Genomic DNA, 17,962 nt, shown 5'->3' with positions numbered 1-17,962 from the left:
CCGGGCGGAGTGTTCCGGTGACGGTGAGCCGCTGACCGGTCGCGGTGGTGGCCGTCGCCGTGTAGGTGTGGCGGGCCGGGGGCGCGGGCCGGGGGCGTGGTCGTACCGGACGGCGAAGACGTGCTGTCCCGGGGGGACGGTCCAGCCGGGTTTGAGGGTCCACCGGTGGGTGAGGGCCTCGCTCCCGGCGGTGGTGGTCAGGGTGAAGTCGTCCTCGGCCGCCCGCGCACGGAGGAGGCGCTGCAGTTCGGCCATCGCCTTGGAGGTCTGGCTCTTCACCGTACCGACGGACGTCCCGAGGGCGAGGGCGGTGTCCTTCTCCGACAGGTCCAGTGCGTGGTGCAGGACGACGCAGGCGCGTTTGCGGAACGGCAGTTTCGCCAGCGCACGGCATACGTCCATCACCGCGTCCACGTCGGGGTGATGCACGCGGCCGGGAAGGGCCGTCCACAAGAGGTGGACGCGGCGCCGTTCGCGGGTGAGGGCGCGGATGCGGGCGCGTGCCATGTTGGCGACCACGCCCGTGGCGTACGCCACGGGGTGGTCGGCGCCCCGGACGCGGTCCCAGCGGTGTCAGAGCGCCACGAAGGCGTCGGCGGGCGAGGGACGTGGGCAGGTCCGCGGCGGATGGTTCGAGTCCTTTGGACGCCGAGGCCCGCCGCGGTGACGGGCCCCGTGGTGATGAGGGCGAGGCGGCGGCGGGCGGGGAGGCGGCGGGATGGAGTCGGCATCGGTGGGGGTTCCTTCGGCCGGAGGCGGAGGCGGAGCCGGGTACTACTCTGTCGCCCTCCAGTTGCCGCCGGGGCCGACGGGGTTGCCGGGAAGGAGCGAGAAACCGTGCAACCTTGCGTCACACCGCCCGCGGCTCGGCGGCCGACGGCGATCGCCGCGGCGGCCTGCCCCACCGGCACGCCGGCCCCGCGCCCCGGTCGCCACCCGCGTGCGGCGGGCAGCGGGCGGCGTACGGCCAGCGGCGGGCGGCGGGCGGCGGGGGAATCGAGGCTCGCGGCCCGGCGTTGTCGAGGACATGGGCGCCTCATCCCGGTCCGGTCACAACGCGGGCGAACCGTCTACCGCCGCGGCCGCCCGCGCACGTCTGGAGGCCGACCGCGCCGACACCCTCGCGCGAGCCGCCGCGCTGGGCCGGGACTTCGACGGGATCGTCGCGGCGAACGCCCTGGTCGCGGTCGACGACGAGCACGACCCCGAGGGCTCCAGCACGGCCTTCGAACGGGCCCACGTGGCTGCCCTGCTGACGCAGACCCGCGAGCACCTGGAAGAGCTGGACCGGGCGCTGGCGCGACTCGAACGGGGCGAGTACGGCCGGTGCGAGCGCTGCGGCGAGGCGATCGCTGCCGAGCGCCTGGAGATCCGCCCGGCGGCGACCACCTGTGTCCGCTGCGCCCGCCCGGGAACGCGCCGGCCGGCGCGCCCCGCCTGAGACCGCCCAGGGGGGCGGGGCGCCGGGCGGGGCGCGGCGCGAGGGGGGTAACCAGCCGCGGGCCATGACCGAGCCCGCCCGGCGGCGCCGTTTCGGGAACATCGTGTCGGGACGGTGTCTGAGCTGCGCCTACGCGGGAAAGGGAGGACCACTGCCCCTTTCAGCTGGGGGGAGTGCGAGGGCCCGCGCGGCCCGCGTACCCGTCGCCCGAGGAGACCTCCTGCCATGAGCACCGCCGCGGCTGTGGCCGCCCCCCGCCGGTCCGCGCGTACGGCCGCCCGCAAGTCCGCCGCCGTCCCGCACTCGGCGCTCGACGCGATGCTGGACGCCGTCTACGAAACGCACCGCCGTTTCCGGCAGGGCGCGTTCGGCGAGCCGTGCCCGACCTGCCACGTCCCGGCGGGCGAGCTGTGCCTGGCGCGGCGCAGCGTGCACGCCGCACGCCGTCAGGCGCACCGCGCCCGGCTCGCGCAGACCCACCCGGCCCCCCTCACGAGGCCCGTCGGTGCCCGCCGGACCGTGCCTGCGTCGTCACTGCCGGCCGGCCGGGGAAGCGTGCTGTGACGGCCTCGCCGGCCGGCAACTCCCCGCGTACGTAGGCCGACTGGGGGTACACGGGGGTGCATGACCGTACCCAAGACGACCGTGCTCGTCCTCGACAGCGCCGAGCCCGAGTTGCTCGCACACTTCTACGCCGACCTGCTCGGCGCCACGGTGGGCCCGGCGCCGGGGGACGGGGACCTCATCCTCGTCACCGGCTCCGAGGGCGTCGTCCTCGGCGTCCGCCGCGATCCCCACCACGCGCCGCCCAGCTGGCCGCTCCCGGAAGGCTCGCACCAGGCACACCTGAGCATCCTGGTCGCCCCGGAGGCCCTCGACGAGGCCGAACGCGAGGCCGTGTCCCTCGGCGCCCGCCCGGTGGCCGCGGAGGACGACGGCGCCCCGCCCGGCAGCCGGACGACCATGCGCCGCTACGCCGACCCGGCCGGCCACGGGTTCGTCCTCGAAGCGGTGGCGCGCCAGGGGTAACGCCTCGTGAACGCCGTGCGGCGTCCGACCCGGCTTTCACCTTCCGGAAGGGTGCGGTGCGCCGTGGTCAGTTGCCACAGGCGCAGGCGGTGGTGGCGCAGCAGGCGTCCGGCGCGCCTTCGGTGCTCTTGCCCAGGGTGTCGGCGTCGGCCTTGACGACGTATACCTCCCAGGGCTCCTTGCCGGGGCCGGTGACCCAGACCTTGTCCTGGAGGGCGTAGCAGCAGGAGGTGTCGTTCTCTTCGAAGGTCGCCAGCCCCGCGTCCTTCAGGCGGGTCGTGGCGGCGTTGACGTCCTCGGTCGAGGCGACTTCCACGCCGAGGTGGTCCAGGCGGGTGTCCTCGCCGGTCTCGCCCTCGATGAGGACGAGCTTGAGCGGGGGCTCGGTGATGGCGAAGTTGGCGTAGCCCTCGCGGCGCTTGGCCGGCTCGGCGTTGAACAGCTTGGAGTAGAAGGCGATCGAGGCTTCGAGGTCGGCGACGCGGAGGGCGAGCTGGACACGGGACATGGCGGTCTCCCAACGACTTGTTTCGATGCCTGTCGATACAGTTCGACCTTGCCCCCGAATTCGACGACTGTCAAGATAGAGACATGTCGAAACAAGCTGGCCTGCCGGTGTCCAGCTGCGGCTGCTGTCGCTGATCGCCTCGCACGAGGGCGGCGAGGCGTACGTGTGCGACCCCGCGCCGCTGCTGCGGCGGACGGCGGTCGAGGGGCTGGGGACGGCCGGGCTGGTCGCGGTCGTGGTCGGCTCCGGGATCCAGGCCGCCGAACTGACCCACGACGTCGCCACGCAGCTGCCGGCCAACTCCCTGGCCACCGTCTTCGGCCTGGGCGTGCTCATCGCGTTCCTGGGAGCGGTGTCCGGGACCCTCTTCAACCCGCGGTCACCCTGGCCGCCTGGTTCACCGGCCGGCGCACCGGCGACGGCCCCGGCCCGGCCCGCGCGACGTCGCCGCGTACGTGCCCGCCCAGGTCGCCGGGGCTATCGCCGGCGCGGTGCCGGCCGACGCCATGTTCGGCAAGCCGCTGGTGCACTTCTCCACCCACGAGCGGTGGTCCGGACACCTGTGGCTGGCCGGGGTCGCGGCCTCCGCCGGGCTGGTCTGGCTCATCTTCGGCCTGAACCGCGCCGGCCGCACACACCTGGCGCCGCCGCTGGTCGCCTCCTGCATCGGGGAGGCGTACCGGTTCGCCTCCTCCACCTCCTTCGCCACCCCGTCCGTGCTGTTCGTCTGCGTGCACGACGCCGGCCGGTCCCAGATGGCCGCCGCCTTCCTCACTCACCTCGGCGGTACCCGCGTCCAGGCCCGCTCGGCCGGATCCGCCCCCGCCGACACCGTGAACCCGGCCGTGGTCCAGGCCCTGGCCGAGGCCGGCATCGACATCTCCGCCGAGACCCCCGAGATCCTCACCGGACGTGGTGATCACCATGGGCTGCGGGCGACGCCTGCCCCTACTACCCCGGCAAGCGCTACCTGGACTGGCAGCTCGAAGATCCGGCCGGGCAGGGCGTCGCGGCCGTCCGGCCGATCCGCGACGAGATCGAGCGCCGCGTCCGCGGCCTGCTCGCCGCACTCCATCCCGACGCCCGCGGCCGAGGGGTCGGCCTCGCGCTGCTGGAAGCGCTGCTCGCCTCCACCGATGCCGTCGGCATCCGGACGGTGCAGTCCGGCATCTTCCCGGAGAACACCGCCAGCCTCGCCCTGCACCAGCGCGCCGGCTTCCGCATGGAGTGATGAGACCCCACCCGCCATGCGCGCAGCTGCGCCCCATCCCCGGCGTCGCCCTGGACCAGGTGCCCACGCCGCCCTGGAGCGGCCGATCGAGCACGGGGCCGGGCACCGGCCGGCCCTCAAGGGGTGGACGGCGGGGTCAGGGCGTACCGCGCGATGACGTCCGGCAGCCAGTCCGGTTGCCCGAACTGGAGCCCGTACTTGACGGCGAGCGCCGGTATCGCGTTCTCGGTCGGCGGAGGGCCGTCGGCGAGCATCTCGGCCAGTTCGCGGAAGAAGTGCTCGAAGCCTGCCGGACTGATGATCTCGATCATCCGGGCCGGGACAGGACCGGCGTTCCACATCGCGTGCATTTCCCCACGCGGCTTGGTGATGTAACCGCCGGCGCCCAGGACAACCTCACGGTCTCCGGACCGGAAGCCGATCTCGCCCTCAGTGACGATCGAGTACTCGTCCTCCCGGGTGTGCAGGTGCGGCGGCACCAACGCCCCGACGGGGAAGGGGTGTTCGACGACGGAGACCGATCCGTTGGTATCGGCGCCCCAGAGCTTGAAAGCGACCCCGATCGGGCCGAGGTAGCCCTCACCCCCCTCGCCGGGGCGGACGATGGTCAGTGGCGGGCCCAGCGGCTCTGTCATGGTGATCACTCCTCCACCAGCTATGGAGATACGCCGGCGTTCTCCTCAAAAGTCTCGCCCTCGGATCGCAGGGCGGCCACCGGACCGGGCACCGGGCGCACGCCGGGGTGCGGCCGAGCCGCGACGGTTTCGGCAGCCCTGCCGCGGGCAGCCGCCCCAGGGGGTGATCGAGAAGAAAGACAGGACCCCGAGGGAGCGCTGATGAGTGAGAAGCAGATGGCGGACGACGCCTACCAGCCCACGGGCACCAACGAGGAACAAGAGGACGCGGCGCCCCTGGACCTCCAGAACGCGGTGGACGAGCGCACCTACGACGACATGCTGGACGAGGGTTACTCCCCTCCGGAGAAGCCGTTGGGCGTCGACAAATACGGCACGACAGCTGAGGAGCAGCAGGCCGGCGAGTCCCTGGACGAAAGGCTGTCCCAAGAGGTACCGGAGGTGGCCGAGCTCGGTGGCGACGGCCTGGGGGACCTGCCAGGCGGGCAGGGAGAGCTGATCGATGACGAGGTGGGTGGCGAACGCGCGGGGCGACTCAGCGCGCCGGACGAGGGCGTCCGTAGCGACACCACCAAGGAGCTGATCGCCCGGGACGAGGGCATCGACGGAGGAGCGGCGAGCGCCGAGGAAGCGGCGATGCACGTCATTGAAGGCGAGGACCCGGACCTGACCTGATTCCCTGCACCGGATGGTTCCTGCCCACCGCTGGTCTGGTGGGGCGGGCGGGCAGGAACCGTGGGGCAGGCGTGTCAGGAAGGGACGGCGGTGATCTGCCAGGCGACCATTCCCGTGGCTCCGGCTGCCGCCGTGATGTCGACCGGCAGGACGTCCGGGGGATCCTGGACGGGCCGGCTCGACCTCACTCCGTCGCACGGGACGGCCTGCGGCGGGGCTTTGTCCCCGATCGTCAGCTCGACCGTTCCCGTTCCGACGCACGCCACGGAGACCTTGTAGGTCCTGCCCCCGGCGAGTGCGGAGCGGGCGTGCACCCCGTCGGCGACCCTCTCCAGGCCGGATTCCACGAACTCCGGGGCATCGGGCGCGACCTTCTCCAGCAGGCCCTGGGCACGGACGCCCTGGGCCTCCTCGCTCGCCGAGCCCGACGGGGTCGGGCCGGAACAGCCGGCTGCGAGGAAGGACGAGCAGGCGAGGGCCACGACCGCGGTCAGTGGCCCGCGCCCGGCTCTCAAGAGCTCGTCTCCCAGTAGTTCCAGCCGACCTCGGAGGTGGGGAGCTTCGCGGTGCCGCTCTTGAGGAGCTTCTTGCCGCACCCGTCGGCGCTGGTCTCGTACTTGGCCCACTTCACGGAGTAGCCCCAGGAGCCGTACTGCAGGTGGCCGTACTTGCCGCTGGTCACGTTCCTGCGGTACTCGTGCCCGACGGTGACCCCGGCCTCCGTGCCGATCTTCGCGTTGATCGAGACCTTGGCCTTCGCGACGATGCCGCTGACCTCGACCTCACCGCCCACGCTGACCTCGCGCATGACCTTCCCCGACCTTTCCACCCTGACCACCATGGTGCCGCCCGGGCCGTCCTTGAAGGACGTCCCGCCGAACTTGGCGGGCATGTGGATCCCGGTCTTCGAAGGGATCTCGAACCACGTGCGGCGAGGGTTGTCACACCGCTGCGCGCCCGACTCCGAGTTGGTGGACGTCTCCGGCAACTGCGCCAGCGAGTCGTCTTCCGGGGCGGCCGCCTCCACGGCCTCCACCGCCGGCGGCTGCGACGTCGGATCGTCCTCGGCCGCCTGCGCCGGGGCCGCGAGGCCGCCGAGCAGGGCCAGGGCAAAGACCGGTCCGACGGTCCCACGCACGGTAAATCGCATAATTCCCCCATGTCAAAAGGTTTATGAGCCGCCATCAGGTCAACGAGGCGGCCCCCTGCGACGAAGACCGTAACCGCGCCGGCGGGCAAACGGGGGAACCGGAACCTTGTTCTGAGCAAGAATTGAGGAACAGCAACTGCGCTCGTGGAAGCCGGACTTGAGAACCCGCCTCGGCGGGACGTCAAGGATTTGACCATCCAGCCTTGCAGAAACCGCAGGTCACAGCAGGGACGAGCAGGAGTAGCCCAGGCGCTGGACCACCAGCCCCCTCGACCAGCAACGCGCGCGCATGGGCTGGATCGCTCTCTCCTGGGGCCGCGTCCAGCTCGGCGCGAGGCCGACGCCCTCGGTGGCCTCCGCTTCGCCGCCGCGTACTTCCACGACCTGTCTGGGACACCGGCCGAGGCGGAGCGGACACCGGACCGTGCTGGGGCCCGGGAAGTCGGGGGACGGCTTCCCCGGCCGGTGTCGCGGTATCGCGGAGGAGCGGTATGGATGCCGTGTGACACCAGGAGGAACGATGCCTAGCCCGAACGTCACGCCTCCTCTGATCGTCCCGCCACGCTCCGGAGCCGGCGGCGCCTTCCTCCTCCTTCCACCGGCCGACCGCGGGCTTTCCTCTTTGCCGGTCGGCCCCGCGTCAAGGGCGCCGCAGGGGGTACGAGCGCGGCCATGACCGTGATGCTGCTGCTCCTGCTCCCTCTCGGCCTCGCCCTCGTCCTCCTGGTGACCGCCGAACCCCCGCGCCACGGCCGGCACCGTCAGCACTGACCGGTCCGGTGTGAGCGGCCGGGCCCCTCTGTCCCGGCAAGGGCTTGTGGCCGCGGTGGGATGCTCGCTACCTGCCGCGCCTGATCCGGGCAGCGTTGGAGGGGGTGCTGGGCATGTGGTGCCGAGGCAGCCACAGAACGGGCGCAGGAGTGATGTCGAACCCTCCGGCACCCGATCGCAGGGATGCGAGCCGGTCGAGGCTCTTGCGACCCTTGGTGATCCGGCGCATCATCGAGGTGCTGCCGGCCCACGTGATGAGGGTTTCGGAGTGCTGGACGAGTCGTTCGGCGCAGTTTCTGTGGAAACAGGTTTGCCAACCTCAGGGTGCTGGTCGCCGGCGATCCGGTTCGGACTCGCGGTGTTGCGCGCGGATTCTCGGGAGACCTCAACTCTCCTCCAGCACCGCCCGGATCACGTGCCGGGCGTTGCGCGCCATCGCCGGGTTCGTTCGTCGGTAGTACGGCAGTGCGATCAGCGCCTGCGACAGCGTCCGTCCCCGGCCGCGCTTCCAGGTCGCGTCGTCCACACCCAGCGCCTCGCGGAAGACCTCGCGTGCACCGGCCGGCAGCAGATTCCACGCCGGGAACAGATCACAGGCCGGATCTCCCACTCCCGTGCAGCCGAAGTCGATCACCGAGGCCAGCCTGCCGCCGTCGACCAGCAAGTTGCCCGGCATCAGATCGGCGTGCAGCCACACGGGCGGCCCCTCCCAGCCCGGGGTCCGCAGCGCGTCCTCCCATACCGCGGCTGCGGCATCGCAGTCGACGTCCTCCTGAGGAATCCCACGCAGTTCGTCGATCGCCGCCCGGGTCTCCGCGTTGAGCGAGCTGACCGGCCCGCCGCGATGGGCCTGTGGCGCCCCCGGCAGGGTGATGCTCCGCATCGTGGCTACGAACTCGGCCAGATCCTCGGCCAGCAGCACGGGCTCGCTCAGTGCCCCCGCTTCGGGAAGCTCCCCCGCCAGCCACCGGTACACCGACCACGGCCACGGATACCCCTCGGCGGGCTCTCCGGCCCCGAGCACCTCCGGAATGGCCGTGGGCAGGCGGGGGGCGAGGCGGGGCAGCCACTCCTGCTCCATCGCTACGTCCTCGGCTCCGCCCCGCACCAACGGCAGCCGCACCACCATGTCGTCGCCCAGCCGGTACATGGCGTTGACCGTGCCGCGGGAGGGAAAGCGCGCCACCGACAGCCCCGACCACTGCGGGAACTGCCCAGCGATCAGCCGCTGTACGAGGTCGTCGTCGATGGGATGCTGGCCGGAATGCATCTGCCCTGTGCTCATGGGCCGTCATCCGATCGTCCGTCGCCGGTGAGCGTCAAATGCTTTGTGGAATCCGTGCTGGAACGCCGATCTCTCGGGGTGTCGCCCCGGCCGGCGTGTCGACGAGCGTTCCAGCAGCTGGTCGAGCGCGGCCCGGCCATCGTCGTCCGTCCCGACCTGCTGTTCCTCGACTACTTCGCCATGCCCAAGATGACCGCCCCGCAGGCTGATGACCTCTACGAACTCATCTCCGAGCGGCAGGGCCTCCGTGATCATCACCAGTCACCAGGTCATCATGAACGGCCCCAGCTACTGGCCCAACAAGCGAGCTTCCCCGGAGGGCTCCTATGCCGTGGTCACCTGGCCACCAGGCCGTCGAGCAGGAGGACCTGCCCAGACTTCGCGAACTTCTCGACGCCGGCTATGACGTCGAGGACGACAACGGAGATGGCTGGACCCTTCTGCGGCATGCCATCGACATCGAGATCGACAGCCACATTCAAAGCGGCGAGTCCCTCCATGTCGACGTGACCGCGTTCCTTCTGGCTCGCGGGGCGGATCCGCTCCGCAGCACCAATGGTGTCTTCCCGGCCGCGGCGGCGGAGAAGCGCGGGCACTGGCTGGCGGCGGAGCTGATCCGGGCCTGGGCCACAAGGCCGTCCAACACCTGATCACAGGACAGAGCAATCGCCCCCGGGGCTGGGGAATCACGTGACCACAGCCCCTGGGGAATTACGCCGTCGTCCACACCTCGATCCTGGGCAGACACGACTCGCTGACCGAGGAGCCGAGGCCGCCATCGAGGCCTTCAACACCACCACGACCCTCGGCCTGGCCCGCATTGAAGACGGTGCCTGGCGCTTCATTGCCGTCCTGCCCGAGGGCGACGGCCGCCCGCTCGTCGCACGCGGGCCCCGCACTCTCAGCGGCGAGCCCGCACCTCAATGAAGGTGCGGCGGGGAGAGCCGGCGCCGCGCGGGGTTGCCCGTTCGTCACCTCCAGAAGGTCTCCATCCGCTGTTGGATGGCTTCCACCGTGGCCCTGAGGCCGGCGAAGCCGTCCGCCGAGCCGTACACGGTGCCGACGAGCCACTCGGTGCCGGCCCTCCAGTCCGCACGCCAGGCGGGGTCGATGCGGGCGTCCACCAGATCGACCCCGGGGATCCCGTAAAGGTCGTCGACCAGCCCGGCGCCGCCCGGCGCCAGGCCGTCGAACGGCGGGGAGAGGAAGTACTGGAAGGCCACTCCCCCGTCGTGGGATCCCGGCCCCGGCAGTGCCTGCGGGGTGACGCGGTCGCCGAGGGCCAGGCCGACGGCGAGGCCGAGGAGGTCCACCCCGGCGGCACGATTGAGGATGTCGGCGACGTGGCCGCCGAGCCGGCCGTTGACCTCGATCAGGCGGGGGCCCTGCGGGGTGAACTTGATCTCCGTGTGGGTCACGCCGTGGCGGATGCCCAGGGCACGCAGGGCACGCTGTTCGAGCCGGACGACCGACTGCGCCAGTCCGTCGGGAAGGAGGGCGGGAATGAAGTAGCCGGTCTCCCGGAAGGGGAACGCCAGCGGGAGTTTGCCGGTGACGGCCGCGGTGTGGATCCGGCCGTCCTCCACCAGGGACTCGACCGAGACGTAGTCGCCCCAGAACTCCCCCACCACCGTGGTGTCGCCGGGGAGGTACTCCTCCAGCACGTAGTCGCCGCGGAGGCCGGTGCCCCTCGTGAACTCCGCGTACCGGTCTTCGAGTTCCTCGGCGTCGTTGACCAGGCAGGTGTTGACGCTGCCGGCGCCGGAGCAGGGTTTGAGGACCGCGGGGGCGCCCGTCGCGGCGAGTGCGGGCCGCAAGTCGGCCGCCGACCGGATCCGCCGGCAGACGGTGGTCTGGACTCCGGCCGCCGCCAGCGTCGCCCGCTGGCGGTGCTTGTCGACGAGGGCCTCCACGGTCGCGGGGTCGTGGAACCGCAGGCCGCACCGCTCGGCGATGGCGGCCGCGTCCCTCAGCAGGGAGTCCTTGAAGGTGACCACTGCGGAGGGTCCGAACTCATGGGCCTTCGCACACAGCTGTTCCCGGGACAGCCCCGCCGTGTCCACGACGAGGGTGCCCTCCGGCAGACGGGCGAGGTCCGCGGCGACCTCGGGATCGCCGAGGTCGCCGAAGAAGACCACGGTGCAGCGCCGACGGGCTGTGGTGAGGACGCCCGGGGCGGTGGCGGCGCCGCGGCCGTAGACGACCAGGAGCACCGGAAGCGGGCCGGTGGACGGGGGACGGGTCATGGGGGGATACCTCCGGTCAGCCGGCTGCGTTCGCGGACTCGATCGCGTGCATCAGGTCCACCATCTCGGGCGGTGCGCCCATCGCGGCGACCTCGGCCGAGCCGTGGCAGTAGCGTGGCGTGGACAACTCCGACCGCAGTCCTGCCACCTCCGCGGTGACGTCCTGCGGGGTGCCGGACAGCAGGGGGTCCAGGGCGGCTGCGAGCACTCCCATGTGACCGGCGCCGGCGCCCAGCCGGGTCAGCTCGGCCACCGAGAGGCGGAAGGCCGCGCCGTCCAGGCCGGGCAGGCCGCTGAGCTTGTTCACGAGGAGGCCCTGCTCGCGCATGCGGTCGGCGGCCCGGTCCGGGTCCGTGCCCGCGCGGGCCCGCACCCACACCTGGTGACAGTCGGTGAACCCGCGGTCGGAGGCGGCCACCTCCAGCCCCCGGCAGTGCAGGTCCCGCGCCAGGATGCGGGCGTTGTCGACCACGGCGCGGGCGTAGTGAGCGCCCCCGCACTCCTTCAGCTCCACCATGGTGACGGCCAGGGAGACCACCTCGCCGAGGTGGTGGTGGCTCACGAAGTCGGCGGAGATCGTGCCGATGCGCTCGGCGAGGCAGGGGTCGTTCGTGGCGAGGAAGCCCTTGTGCGGGCCGGGGAGCGTCTTGTGCGTGGATCCTCCGAAGGTGTGGGCTCCGCGCTCCAGTGGGTTGGCCAGGACCCCGCCGAGTATCAGGCCGTTGGTGTGGCTGGAGTCGTAGTGGATCAAGGCGGCGGGGGCGTGCCGGTCGACGAGGTCACGCAGCGGTTTGGGATCCAGCGGGAAGAGCTGCGTGGACTGGTCGACGTAGACGAGGTCCGGCGGGTCGGACTTCAGGAGCGCCTCCAGGCGGTCCAGATCCAGGTCGTGGTGGCCGCTCATCGGCAGCGGTACGGTACGGATCCCCAGGCGGGCGGCCACCGAGGCGGTGCTCATGTGGCCACCGCCGGCGACGGGGAGCACGTACATCGTGCCGCCCGGTGGGCACAGGGCCGCCATCGCGACGGTCATGCAGTTGAGGCCGGATATGGGGCGCGTGTCGACGTGGTCGGCCAGGGCCGATTCCCGCAGCAGCGGGGCCAGTACCTCCTGTTCGATCCGGCCGGGCTCCAGGGCGCCGTAGAAGCTCCACGAGCCGAACAGCCGCATGTGGTCGAAGAAGTAGCGCGAGTACACGTCGAGCGCGAGGGGCAGCCGGGCCAGCGGTGACATCGTGTTCTCGCTCGGGGTGAGGTTGAGCGACCGGCGGGCCCTCACCTGGTGGTCACCCAGGGCCTGCACCAGTATGCGTGCGCGGGTGTCGTCCAAGGCCGTGGTCCTCCTGTCAGCGGGGCGGGTGGATGACGTCGGTGCCGACCCAGGCCCGCAGCGGCTCGGGTACCGTGACGGACCCGTCGGGGCGCTGGTTCTGCTCCAGGATCGCGGGCAGCAGGCGGCTGGTCGCGAGGCCCGAGGCGTTGAGCGTGTGGACGTGGGCGGTGGGTCCGCCGGCGGCCGGCCGGTAGCGGATGTTCGCCCGGCGGGCCTGGTAGTCGCCGGCCCAGGAGGCGGACGAGACCTCCTTGTAGGAGGCGATGCTCGGGATCCAGACTTCCACGTCGTACGTCATGCGCATCGTGGCGCTCGCGTCCCGGGCCGCCAGGAGGGTGGTCTGGTAGTGCAGACCGAGCTTCTCCACGAGCATCTCGGTGCGGTCCACCAGTTCCCGGAAGGCCTCCTCCGCCTGGTCGGGGGCGGCGAACTGGAACATCTCCACCTTGTTGAACTGGTGGCCGCGGATGGTGCCCCGCTCCGAGCTGCGGTGGCTGCCGGCCTCGCGCCGGTAGCTGGGCGTGTACGCGAAGGCCTTGAAGGGCAGCGTGTCCGTCGGCAGGATCTCGTCGCGGTAGACGTTGAGGATCGCCGTCTCGGCGGTGGGCAGGAGGAAGGACTTGCGGTCGTCCTCGCCCGCCTGGACGTGGAAGACGTCGTCGTAGAACTTGGGGAACTGTCCGGCGGCGAAGCCGGACTCCTCGGTGAGCAGGTGCGGGGGCAACATGAAGGTGTAACCGGCCGCGTAGTGCTCGCGGTTGAAGAAGTCGATCAGTGCCCATTCCAGGGCGGCGCCCGCTCCGGTGTACAGCCAGTAGCCGTTTCCGCCCAGCTTGACGCCGCGGGCGAAGTCGACCAGCCCGAGGCGGTCGCACAGCTCGACGTGATCCAGCGGGGTGTCGCCCAGGTCCGGCTGCTCGCCCCAGGTTCGGACGACCTGGTTGGCTTCCTTGCCGCCCGCCGGGGTGCGCTCGTCGGGCAGGTTCGGAAGCTCCATCAGCAGGTCCCGCAGCCGCCGTTCGGCCAGGTCGAGCTCGGACTGCATCCGGGTGATGTCGTCGCCGAGGGCTGCGGCGGCGCGCTGGGCTTCCGCGGTGTCGGCCCCGGAGGCGCGCAGGAGGCCGATGTCCTTGGCCTTGCGCTTGCGCTCGGACCGTGCGGCCTCGACCTGCCCCACGAGCGTGCGGCGCCGGCGGTCGGCGTCGAGGACGGCGTCCAGGTCGACTTCGTCCATGCGCTTGAGGAGGGCCTTGCGCACGTGTTCGGTGTCCGTGCGGATGAGTTCGATGTCGATCATTCTGATGACTTTCTTATGCGCTGAAGTGGAGTGCTGTCGGCCGTGTCGGCATCAACTCGCCTTTATCACGGGCAAAGTGATGTTGTGTCACGTGCGAACGACTGGCTCCTTGGCATCGGGGGGAAGGATGTGCAGGGGCCGCTTGACGGTGACGGTCTCGCCGCGTACCACCACGGAAGTGACCAGCGAGTACAGTCCCGGCGGGCCGTCGGGTACGAGGACGGCGAATCGTGGTTCGGGCTCGGTGGCCTCCTCGGAGCCGTGCCGGACCGGGCCGGCCTCGACCGGCATCGGCCAGGGCACCGATTCCACCGCGATCCGCACGGCGCGGACGCCGCTCGGCGCCGGCGGGATGCCGACGAGCCGGTATTCCGCCTGCTGCCCCGCCGGCACCGCCAGGGGGCCCAGCAGTGCGGGCACCCGGACCGTGGAAGGCGGACCCGGTCCCCGGGAGGCCGGCGGTCCGTCGTAGACGAGGTCGCACGACCAGCACACGACGGCGTGGCGGGCCCGGGACAGCGTGTCGAGACGGAAGCGGCGCCGGTTCGCGGGCGAGCCGCAGTAGGGGCACCACTCGGTGGGCTCGCCCGGTGCGGCCGGTGTTTCGCGGGCGTTGAGGTGCAGGGCCGTCTGCATCGGCCCCAGGGCCCGCGTGAAGGCGGCGAGCACCTCGCCGAGGTCCTCGTGCAGTTGCTGCCAGCGTGACAGCTCGCTCGCATGCCATTGCAGCCGGTCGTGCGCGCGACCGCCGTCGACGACCGCCGCCGGGCGGCCGGCGAGCAGACGGGCGTTGCGCGCCAGCCGGTCGTCGAGGGCCTGGGCGACCGCTTGTGCCCGCTCGGCCGCCGGTCCCGGCAGCAGGTCGGCGGCGACGGCGGCCAGTTTCCGTGAGGTCGCCAATGCGGGCGCCGCCGCCAGCAGTTCCTCGCGCAGCAGCCACGGGAGGTCCTGTGACCGGGGCACCGCCACCACCCGGCCGGCCGGCCCGCCGCGCACCGCCACCACGGCCCGGCCGGTGCCGGGCAGTGGCTGTACCCACACGGGGGACGGCGCGGACCCCTCCGGCTCGTCCGCCACGACGGCCACGGCCTCTCCCGGCACGTCGACGAACCCGATCTCCGGCACGTGCCCGTCGTGTGGGGCCGCACCACCCGAACGAGGTATCCGGGTCAGTGGGTCGCCCAGCAGCACCCACGGCGCGCTGCCCGCCGCCGCCAGGTTGGCGGCGTTCTCGGCGGCCACCGCCCGGTGCACCGGTGCGCCGCCCCGCAGCAGGCGCCAGGCGTCGAGGTGCGCTGCGACGGTGCCCTCGGCATCGCCGACGGCGGCCAGTACGGATCCGGCGTGCGGACCGAGGACCGCTGCCGTGGCCAGGCAGGCGCCCGGTGCGTCGAGCCCGATGCGGAGACTGCGGCAGCTGTCCAGGACCAGCACGTCCGCCCGGACCGACGCGACGTCGACCCGCTCGGGCTCCTGCAGCCGGCCGGCCACCTCCCGTGCCCGGATGCACGGACCCCCCTGCATGCAGGGGTAGACGGCCTGGCCCCGCAGGTCCGCGGAGGCCGCAGCGGGCGCCGAGCACAGCATGCGCTCTCCGAGCCACATGTCGATTCCCCGGCCGTGGCTGCTCAGCGCGACGAGCGCGTTCGCCTCCTGCAGCTGCCGGGGCAGGTCGGGTGCGGGTCCGGACCGGAGGCGCAGGCCGTCGACCGTGGCCTCACGGACCGATCCGAGGACCGCCGAGGACCACACCAGTCCCGCCGGGTCCCCGTGGTACCGGTACGAGGCGGTCTTGGCCGCGTGCGCGACGGCGGTCTCCACACCGCGCCATCCCATGATCCAGCCCAGGCCCAGTTCCCGGCGGTGGGCGCGGTACACGGATGAGGCCACGAAGCCCAGGGGCGCGGGTCCGACCGAGAGGAGCGCGGTGGTGAGGCCTGGGTCGGCCAGGAGGCGTCCGGCCTCGTCCAGGTCGGCCGCCCGCAGGAGCGGCCGGCCGGTCAGGTCGTGGAACCGTTCGGCCGCGGCCGCGCCTTCGGGCGTGCACAGCACGACGTTGCCGTCGGCCGCCGGATCCGCTTCCGCCCTGGAGGCGTCCGCCCCCGGTCGCGTGGCCGGCTGCGTGGCCGGGTGGTCAGCGGGCATGGGCCGGCCCCCGGAGACGTGCAGGACCGGCGGGCCGGTCCGAGGGGAAGGCCTTCGTGCCGTCGGCGCCACGTCCGTGCACGCTGCCGGGCGGCGCCCCGCCCCGGGCGGCCGTCTGCGCGGCCGGTGCGGTCGTACTCGGAGCCGGTGCTGTTGCGGGCGCGGGGCGCGAGGGATGTCGTGGGGCTCTGGTCGCGTGCCACGTCGTCATGCTCCTGTCGGTCGGGCGCCACCGGATCGGGCGGTCGCGGCGGTGAAGCTGGTGGGAGCGCCGGCGGGGACACCATCGGGGACGCCGTCCGGCGCGGCCGGTGCGAGGAAGGGGGCGAACCGCTCCCGGCTCCAGGACCGCAGGGCCGGGGAGGAGCCGAACAGGCCCAGGGAGCCGCCGGTGTGCACGAGCACGGCCCGTGCGGCAGGGGGTATCGCCCCGCTCGCGGCGAGTCCCCTCAGCCCGAGGAACGCCTTCAGCATGTAGGTGGGGTCGAGGAGCAGGCCGTGGTCGCCCACGGCTTCGGCCATGGCCGACAGTTCGGCCTCCGACGGACGGTCGTACCCGGCGGCGAGCCACTGGTCGTGGACGTGCACGGGGGCGGCGGCGGGATCGGCGAGGTCCGGGCGGCCCAGCCGCCGGGCCGCCTCCTGCCGGAGGGCGTCGATCTCCGCCTCCACGGCTGCCCTTCCGCCGCCGATGCACACGCCGTGGACCTGCCAGCGCAGACCCAGCAGCCGGGCCGCCAGTGCGAGGCCCAGGCAGGTGGCTCCCGAGCCGGCGGGCGCCACGACGTGCACCTCGCGCCGCCCGTGAGCCGGGTCCGGCCGGACTCCAGGTGCTTCGCCGGCCCCCGTACCGAGCTGGTCGGCCAGCTCCAGGCCCAGGCCCACGCTGCCGAGCAGCCCGGGCCAGGTGGTGATGCCGGGCGGGACCGGGTAGGGCACGAGGCCGCGGGCGGCAGCCTTCCGGCAGGCGTCGGCGAGGAGTTCGGCGTTGCGGGACCAGGGGGTCCGCTCGTGCCACACCACCTCGGTCGCCAGCATCAGGGCCAGCAAGTAGCTGCCCTGCGGGTGGGACGGACGGCGCTGCTCGTCGCCGCTGTAGACCAGCACCGGTTCCAGGCCGTGGCGCCGGGCGGCCGCGGCGACGGCCACGCACTGCCCGGAGGGCAGACTGCCTCCGGTGACCAGGGCCGTCGCACCCTGCCGCAGTGCGTCGGCGACCACGTAGTCGAGCTTGCGCACCTTGTGGCCGCCGCCGAGGTCGTCCAGCAGGTCCTCGCGTTTGAGGAGCACCTCGGGGCCCAGACGGGCCGAGAGGTCGGGCCGGGCCTCCAGGGGCGTGGGCGTCCGCCCGTCGCCCAGGGGCAGGGGAAGGTCGGCATGCGGCAGCAGCCGGGCCAGCTGTCGGTGGGTCACGTCGTCTTCCTCGTGGCGGTGATCGCGTACATGTAGGGGAGGCGGCCCGGTGCGGACGCGTCCGACCACAGGCCGTCGGCGCAGGTGTCCAGCTCGTCGAAGAGGCGGTACGAGCAGTGCGGGTACTCGTGCAGCCCGGTCACCTCCATGCCGGCGCCGACCAGTGCTCCGACCACCGAGCCCACGGGGTGCTGCCATCGGTATTCGGGGTAGCGGATGGGCGCCGAGGGGTCGGTGTAGGTGCCTTCGGTCCAGACGGCCTGCGGGGGTCCGCCGGGGAAGTAGCCGCCGGCCCCGCTGAGCCGGCCCGGGTGGAGGGCCTCCAACACGGGGTGGAACTCGACCAGGACCAGGCGGCCGCCCGGCCGCAGCATGCGGTGCACGGCGCGCGCCCACCGGTCGAGGTCGTCGAGCCAGCAGAGCACCCCGTACGTGGTGACGGCCAGGTCGTACGGGGTGCCGGGCGCGTCCAGCGCCAGCACGTCGGCGCATTCGAACCGGGCGGGCAGGCCCGTCTCCTCGGCCAGGGTGCGTGCCGCGGAGACGGCGGCCGGCGAGAAGTCGATCCCGGTGGCTTCGGCTCCGAGCCGGGCCCAGGACAGGGTGTCGAGGCCGAAGTGGCACTGCAGGTGCAGCAGTCGCAGCCCGCGGACGTCGCCGGCGAGGGCGAGTTCGGGTGGGTTGAGGGTGGACTGCCCGGCTCGCACGCGGTCCACCGGGTAGAAGTCGGACTGGAGGTGCACGGCGGTCCGCAGGTCCCAGGCGGCCCGGTTGACCGTCGTGGGGGTGGTGTCGGCGGTCAC

The 17,962-nt window shown here is 72.6% G+C and carries 16 protein-coding genes and 3 pseudogenes; 7 read left to right on the top strand and 12 right to left on the bottom strand.

The window, feature by feature from the left end:
* Positions 1 to 216 precede the first annotated feature (216 nt).
* A pseudogene (locus SSNG_RS44390) lies at positions 217 to 597 on the bottom strand (sigma factor-like helix-turn-helix DNA-binding protein); the annotation flags it as partial.
* A 430-nt stretch (positions 598 to 1,027) separates the two neighbouring features.
* On the opposite strand from SSNG_RS44390, the gene SSNG_RS33030 reads away from it, so the two are divergent.
* The 3 genes from SSNG_RS33030 to SSNG_RS33020 all read left to right on the top strand — a co-directional run bounded on the left by SSNG_RS33030 (position 1,028) and on the right by SSNG_RS33020 (position 2,470).
* A complete protein-coding gene (locus tag SSNG_RS33030; RefSeq protein ID WP_050779809.1) occupies positions 1,028 to 1,441 on the top strand; it encodes a TraR/DksA C4-type zinc finger protein in 414 nt (137 codons plus the stop codon).
* Positions 1,442 to 1,666: 225 nt separating this feature from the next.
* Entirely contained in the window at positions 1,667 to 2,005 is a 339-nt protein-coding gene (locus SSNG_RS33025) for a hypothetical protein (protein WP_007268297.1), read from the top strand.
* A 60-nt stretch (positions 2,006 to 2,065) separates the two neighbouring features.
* Entirely contained in the window at positions 2,066 to 2,470 is a 405-nt protein-coding gene (locus tag SSNG_RS33020) for a VOC family protein (RefSeq protein ID WP_007268296.1), read from the top strand.
* Positions 2,471 to 2,537: 67 nt separating this feature from the next.
* Here the strand turns inward: SSNG_RS33020 and SSNG_RS33015 are convergent, their stop codons facing one another.
* Entirely contained in the window at positions 2,538 to 2,978 is a 441-nt protein-coding gene (locus SSNG_RS33015) for an ArsI/CadI family heavy metal resistance metalloenzyme (protein WP_007268295.1), read from the bottom strand.
* 163 nt (positions 2,979 to 3,141) lie between these two features.
* On the opposite strand from SSNG_RS33015, the pseudogene SSNG_RS44385 reads away from it, so the two are divergent.
* Both SSNG_RS44385 and SSNG_RS40555 read left to right on the top strand, forming a co-directional pair.
* Positions 3,142 to 3,697 (top strand): annotated as a pseudogene (locus tag SSNG_RS44385) (aquaporin); the annotation flags it as partial.
* A gap of 36 nt (positions 3,698 to 3,733) precedes the next feature.
* Positions 3,734 to 4,209 (top strand): annotated as a pseudogene (locus SSNG_RS40555) (GNAT family N-acetyltransferase).
* 116 nt (positions 4,210 to 4,325) lie between these two features.
* Here the strand turns inward: SSNG_RS40555 and SSNG_RS33000 are convergent.
* Positions 4,326 to 4,844 (bottom strand): cupin domain-containing protein, encoded by a 519-nt coding sequence (locus SSNG_RS33000; RefSeq protein WP_007268292.1) that lies wholly within the window; start codon positions 4,842 to 4,844, stop codon positions 4,326 to 4,328.
* A gap of 201 nt (positions 4,845 to 5,045) precedes the next feature.
* Between SSNG_RS33000 and SSNG_RS32995 the strand changes: the two genes are divergently transcribed.
* On the top strand, positions 5,046 to 5,519 hold the full coding sequence (locus SSNG_RS32995; RefSeq protein WP_042802569.1) for a DUF5709 domain-containing protein: 474 nt from the start codon (positions 5,046 to 5,048) through the stop codon (positions 5,517 to 5,519).
* Between the two features lie 74 nt (positions 5,520 to 5,593).
* Here SSNG_RS32995 and SSNG_RS32990 read toward each other — a convergent pair whose 3' ends face one another.
* The 3 genes from SSNG_RS32990 to SSNG_RS32980 form a co-directional block, all read right to left on the bottom strand.
* Positions 5,594 to 6,034, bottom strand: coding sequence for a hypothetical protein (locus tag SSNG_RS32990; RefSeq protein WP_128637294.1), 441 nt, complete (start codon positions 6,032 to 6,034; stop codon positions 5,594 to 5,596).
* Positions 6,031 to 6,657 carry a hypothetical protein gene (locus SSNG_RS32985; RefSeq protein ID WP_241695185.1) on the bottom strand — a complete coding sequence of 209 codons (627 nt, stop codon included), beginning with the start codon at positions 6,655 to 6,657 and terminating at the stop codon, positions 6,031 to 6,033. Before SSNG_RS32985 ends, SSNG_RS32990 begins: the two co-directional genes overlap by 4 nt.
* Positions 6,658 to 7,825: 1,168 nt before the next feature.
* Complete coding sequence (locus SSNG_RS32980; protein ID WP_007268288.1) at positions 7,826 to 8,725, bottom strand: aminoglycoside phosphotransferase family protein; 900 nt, start codon at positions 8,723 to 8,725, stop codon at positions 7,826 to 7,828.
* Between the two features lie 326 nt (positions 8,726 to 9,051).
* Here SSNG_RS32980 and SSNG_RS32970 point away from each other — a divergent pair, with 326 nt between their 5' ends.
* Positions 9,052 to 9,375 carry an ankyrin repeat domain-containing protein gene (locus SSNG_RS32970; protein ID WP_007268287.1) on the top strand — a complete coding sequence of 108 codons (324 nt, stop codon included), beginning with the start codon at positions 9,052 to 9,054 and terminating at the stop codon, positions 9,373 to 9,375.
* Between the two features lie 321 nt (positions 9,376 to 9,696).
* On the opposite strand, the gene SSNG_RS38320 is transcribed toward SSNG_RS32970, so the two are convergent.
* From SSNG_RS38320 to SSNG_RS32940, 6 genes are all read right to left on the bottom strand, one after another.
* Positions 9,697 to 10,971, bottom strand: coding sequence for an ATP-grasp domain-containing protein (locus tag SSNG_RS38320; protein WP_007268285.1), 1,275 nt, complete (start codon positions 10,969 to 10,971; stop codon positions 9,697 to 9,699).
* Positions 10,972 to 10,987: 16 nt separating this feature from the next.
* Positions 10,988 to 12,301 carry a hypothetical protein gene (locus SSNG_RS32960; protein WP_007268284.1) on the bottom strand — a complete coding sequence of 438 codons (1,314 nt, stop codon included), beginning with the start codon at positions 12,299 to 12,301 and terminating at the stop codon, positions 10,988 to 10,990.
* 16 nt (positions 12,302 to 12,317) lie between these two features.
* On the bottom strand, positions 12,318 to 13,601 hold the full coding sequence (serS, locus tag SSNG_RS32955) for a serine--tRNA ligase (RefSeq protein WP_007268283.1): 1,284 nt from the start codon (positions 13,599 to 13,601) through the stop codon (positions 12,318 to 12,320).
* An 87-nt stretch (positions 13,602 to 13,688) separates the two neighbouring features.
* On the bottom strand, positions 13,689 to 15,746 hold the full coding sequence (locus tag SSNG_RS32950) for a hypothetical protein (protein WP_042802565.1): 2,058 nt from the start codon (positions 15,744 to 15,746) through the stop codon (positions 13,689 to 13,691).
* Positions 15,747 to 15,953: 207 nt separating this feature from the next.
* Entirely contained in the window at positions 15,954 to 17,159 is a 1,206-nt protein-coding gene (locus SSNG_RS32945) for a pyridoxal-phosphate dependent enzyme (protein ID WP_128637292.1), read from the bottom strand.
* Positions 17,156 to 17,962 (bottom strand): class I SAM-dependent methyltransferase, encoded by an 807-nt coding sequence (locus SSNG_RS32940; RefSeq protein ID WP_007268280.1) that lies wholly within the window; start codon positions 17,960 to 17,962, stop codon positions 17,156 to 17,158. Before SSNG_RS32940 ends, SSNG_RS32945 begins: the two co-directional genes overlap by 4 nt.

It is taken from the genome of Streptomyces sp. C (assembly GCF_000158895.1).
GTDB lineage: Bacteria > Actinomycetota > Actinomycetes > Streptomycetales > Streptomycetaceae > Streptomyces > Streptomyces racemochromogenes.
Note: the sequence above shows the minus strand (reverse complement) of the source record. Positions and strands in the feature narration are given on the sequence as shown.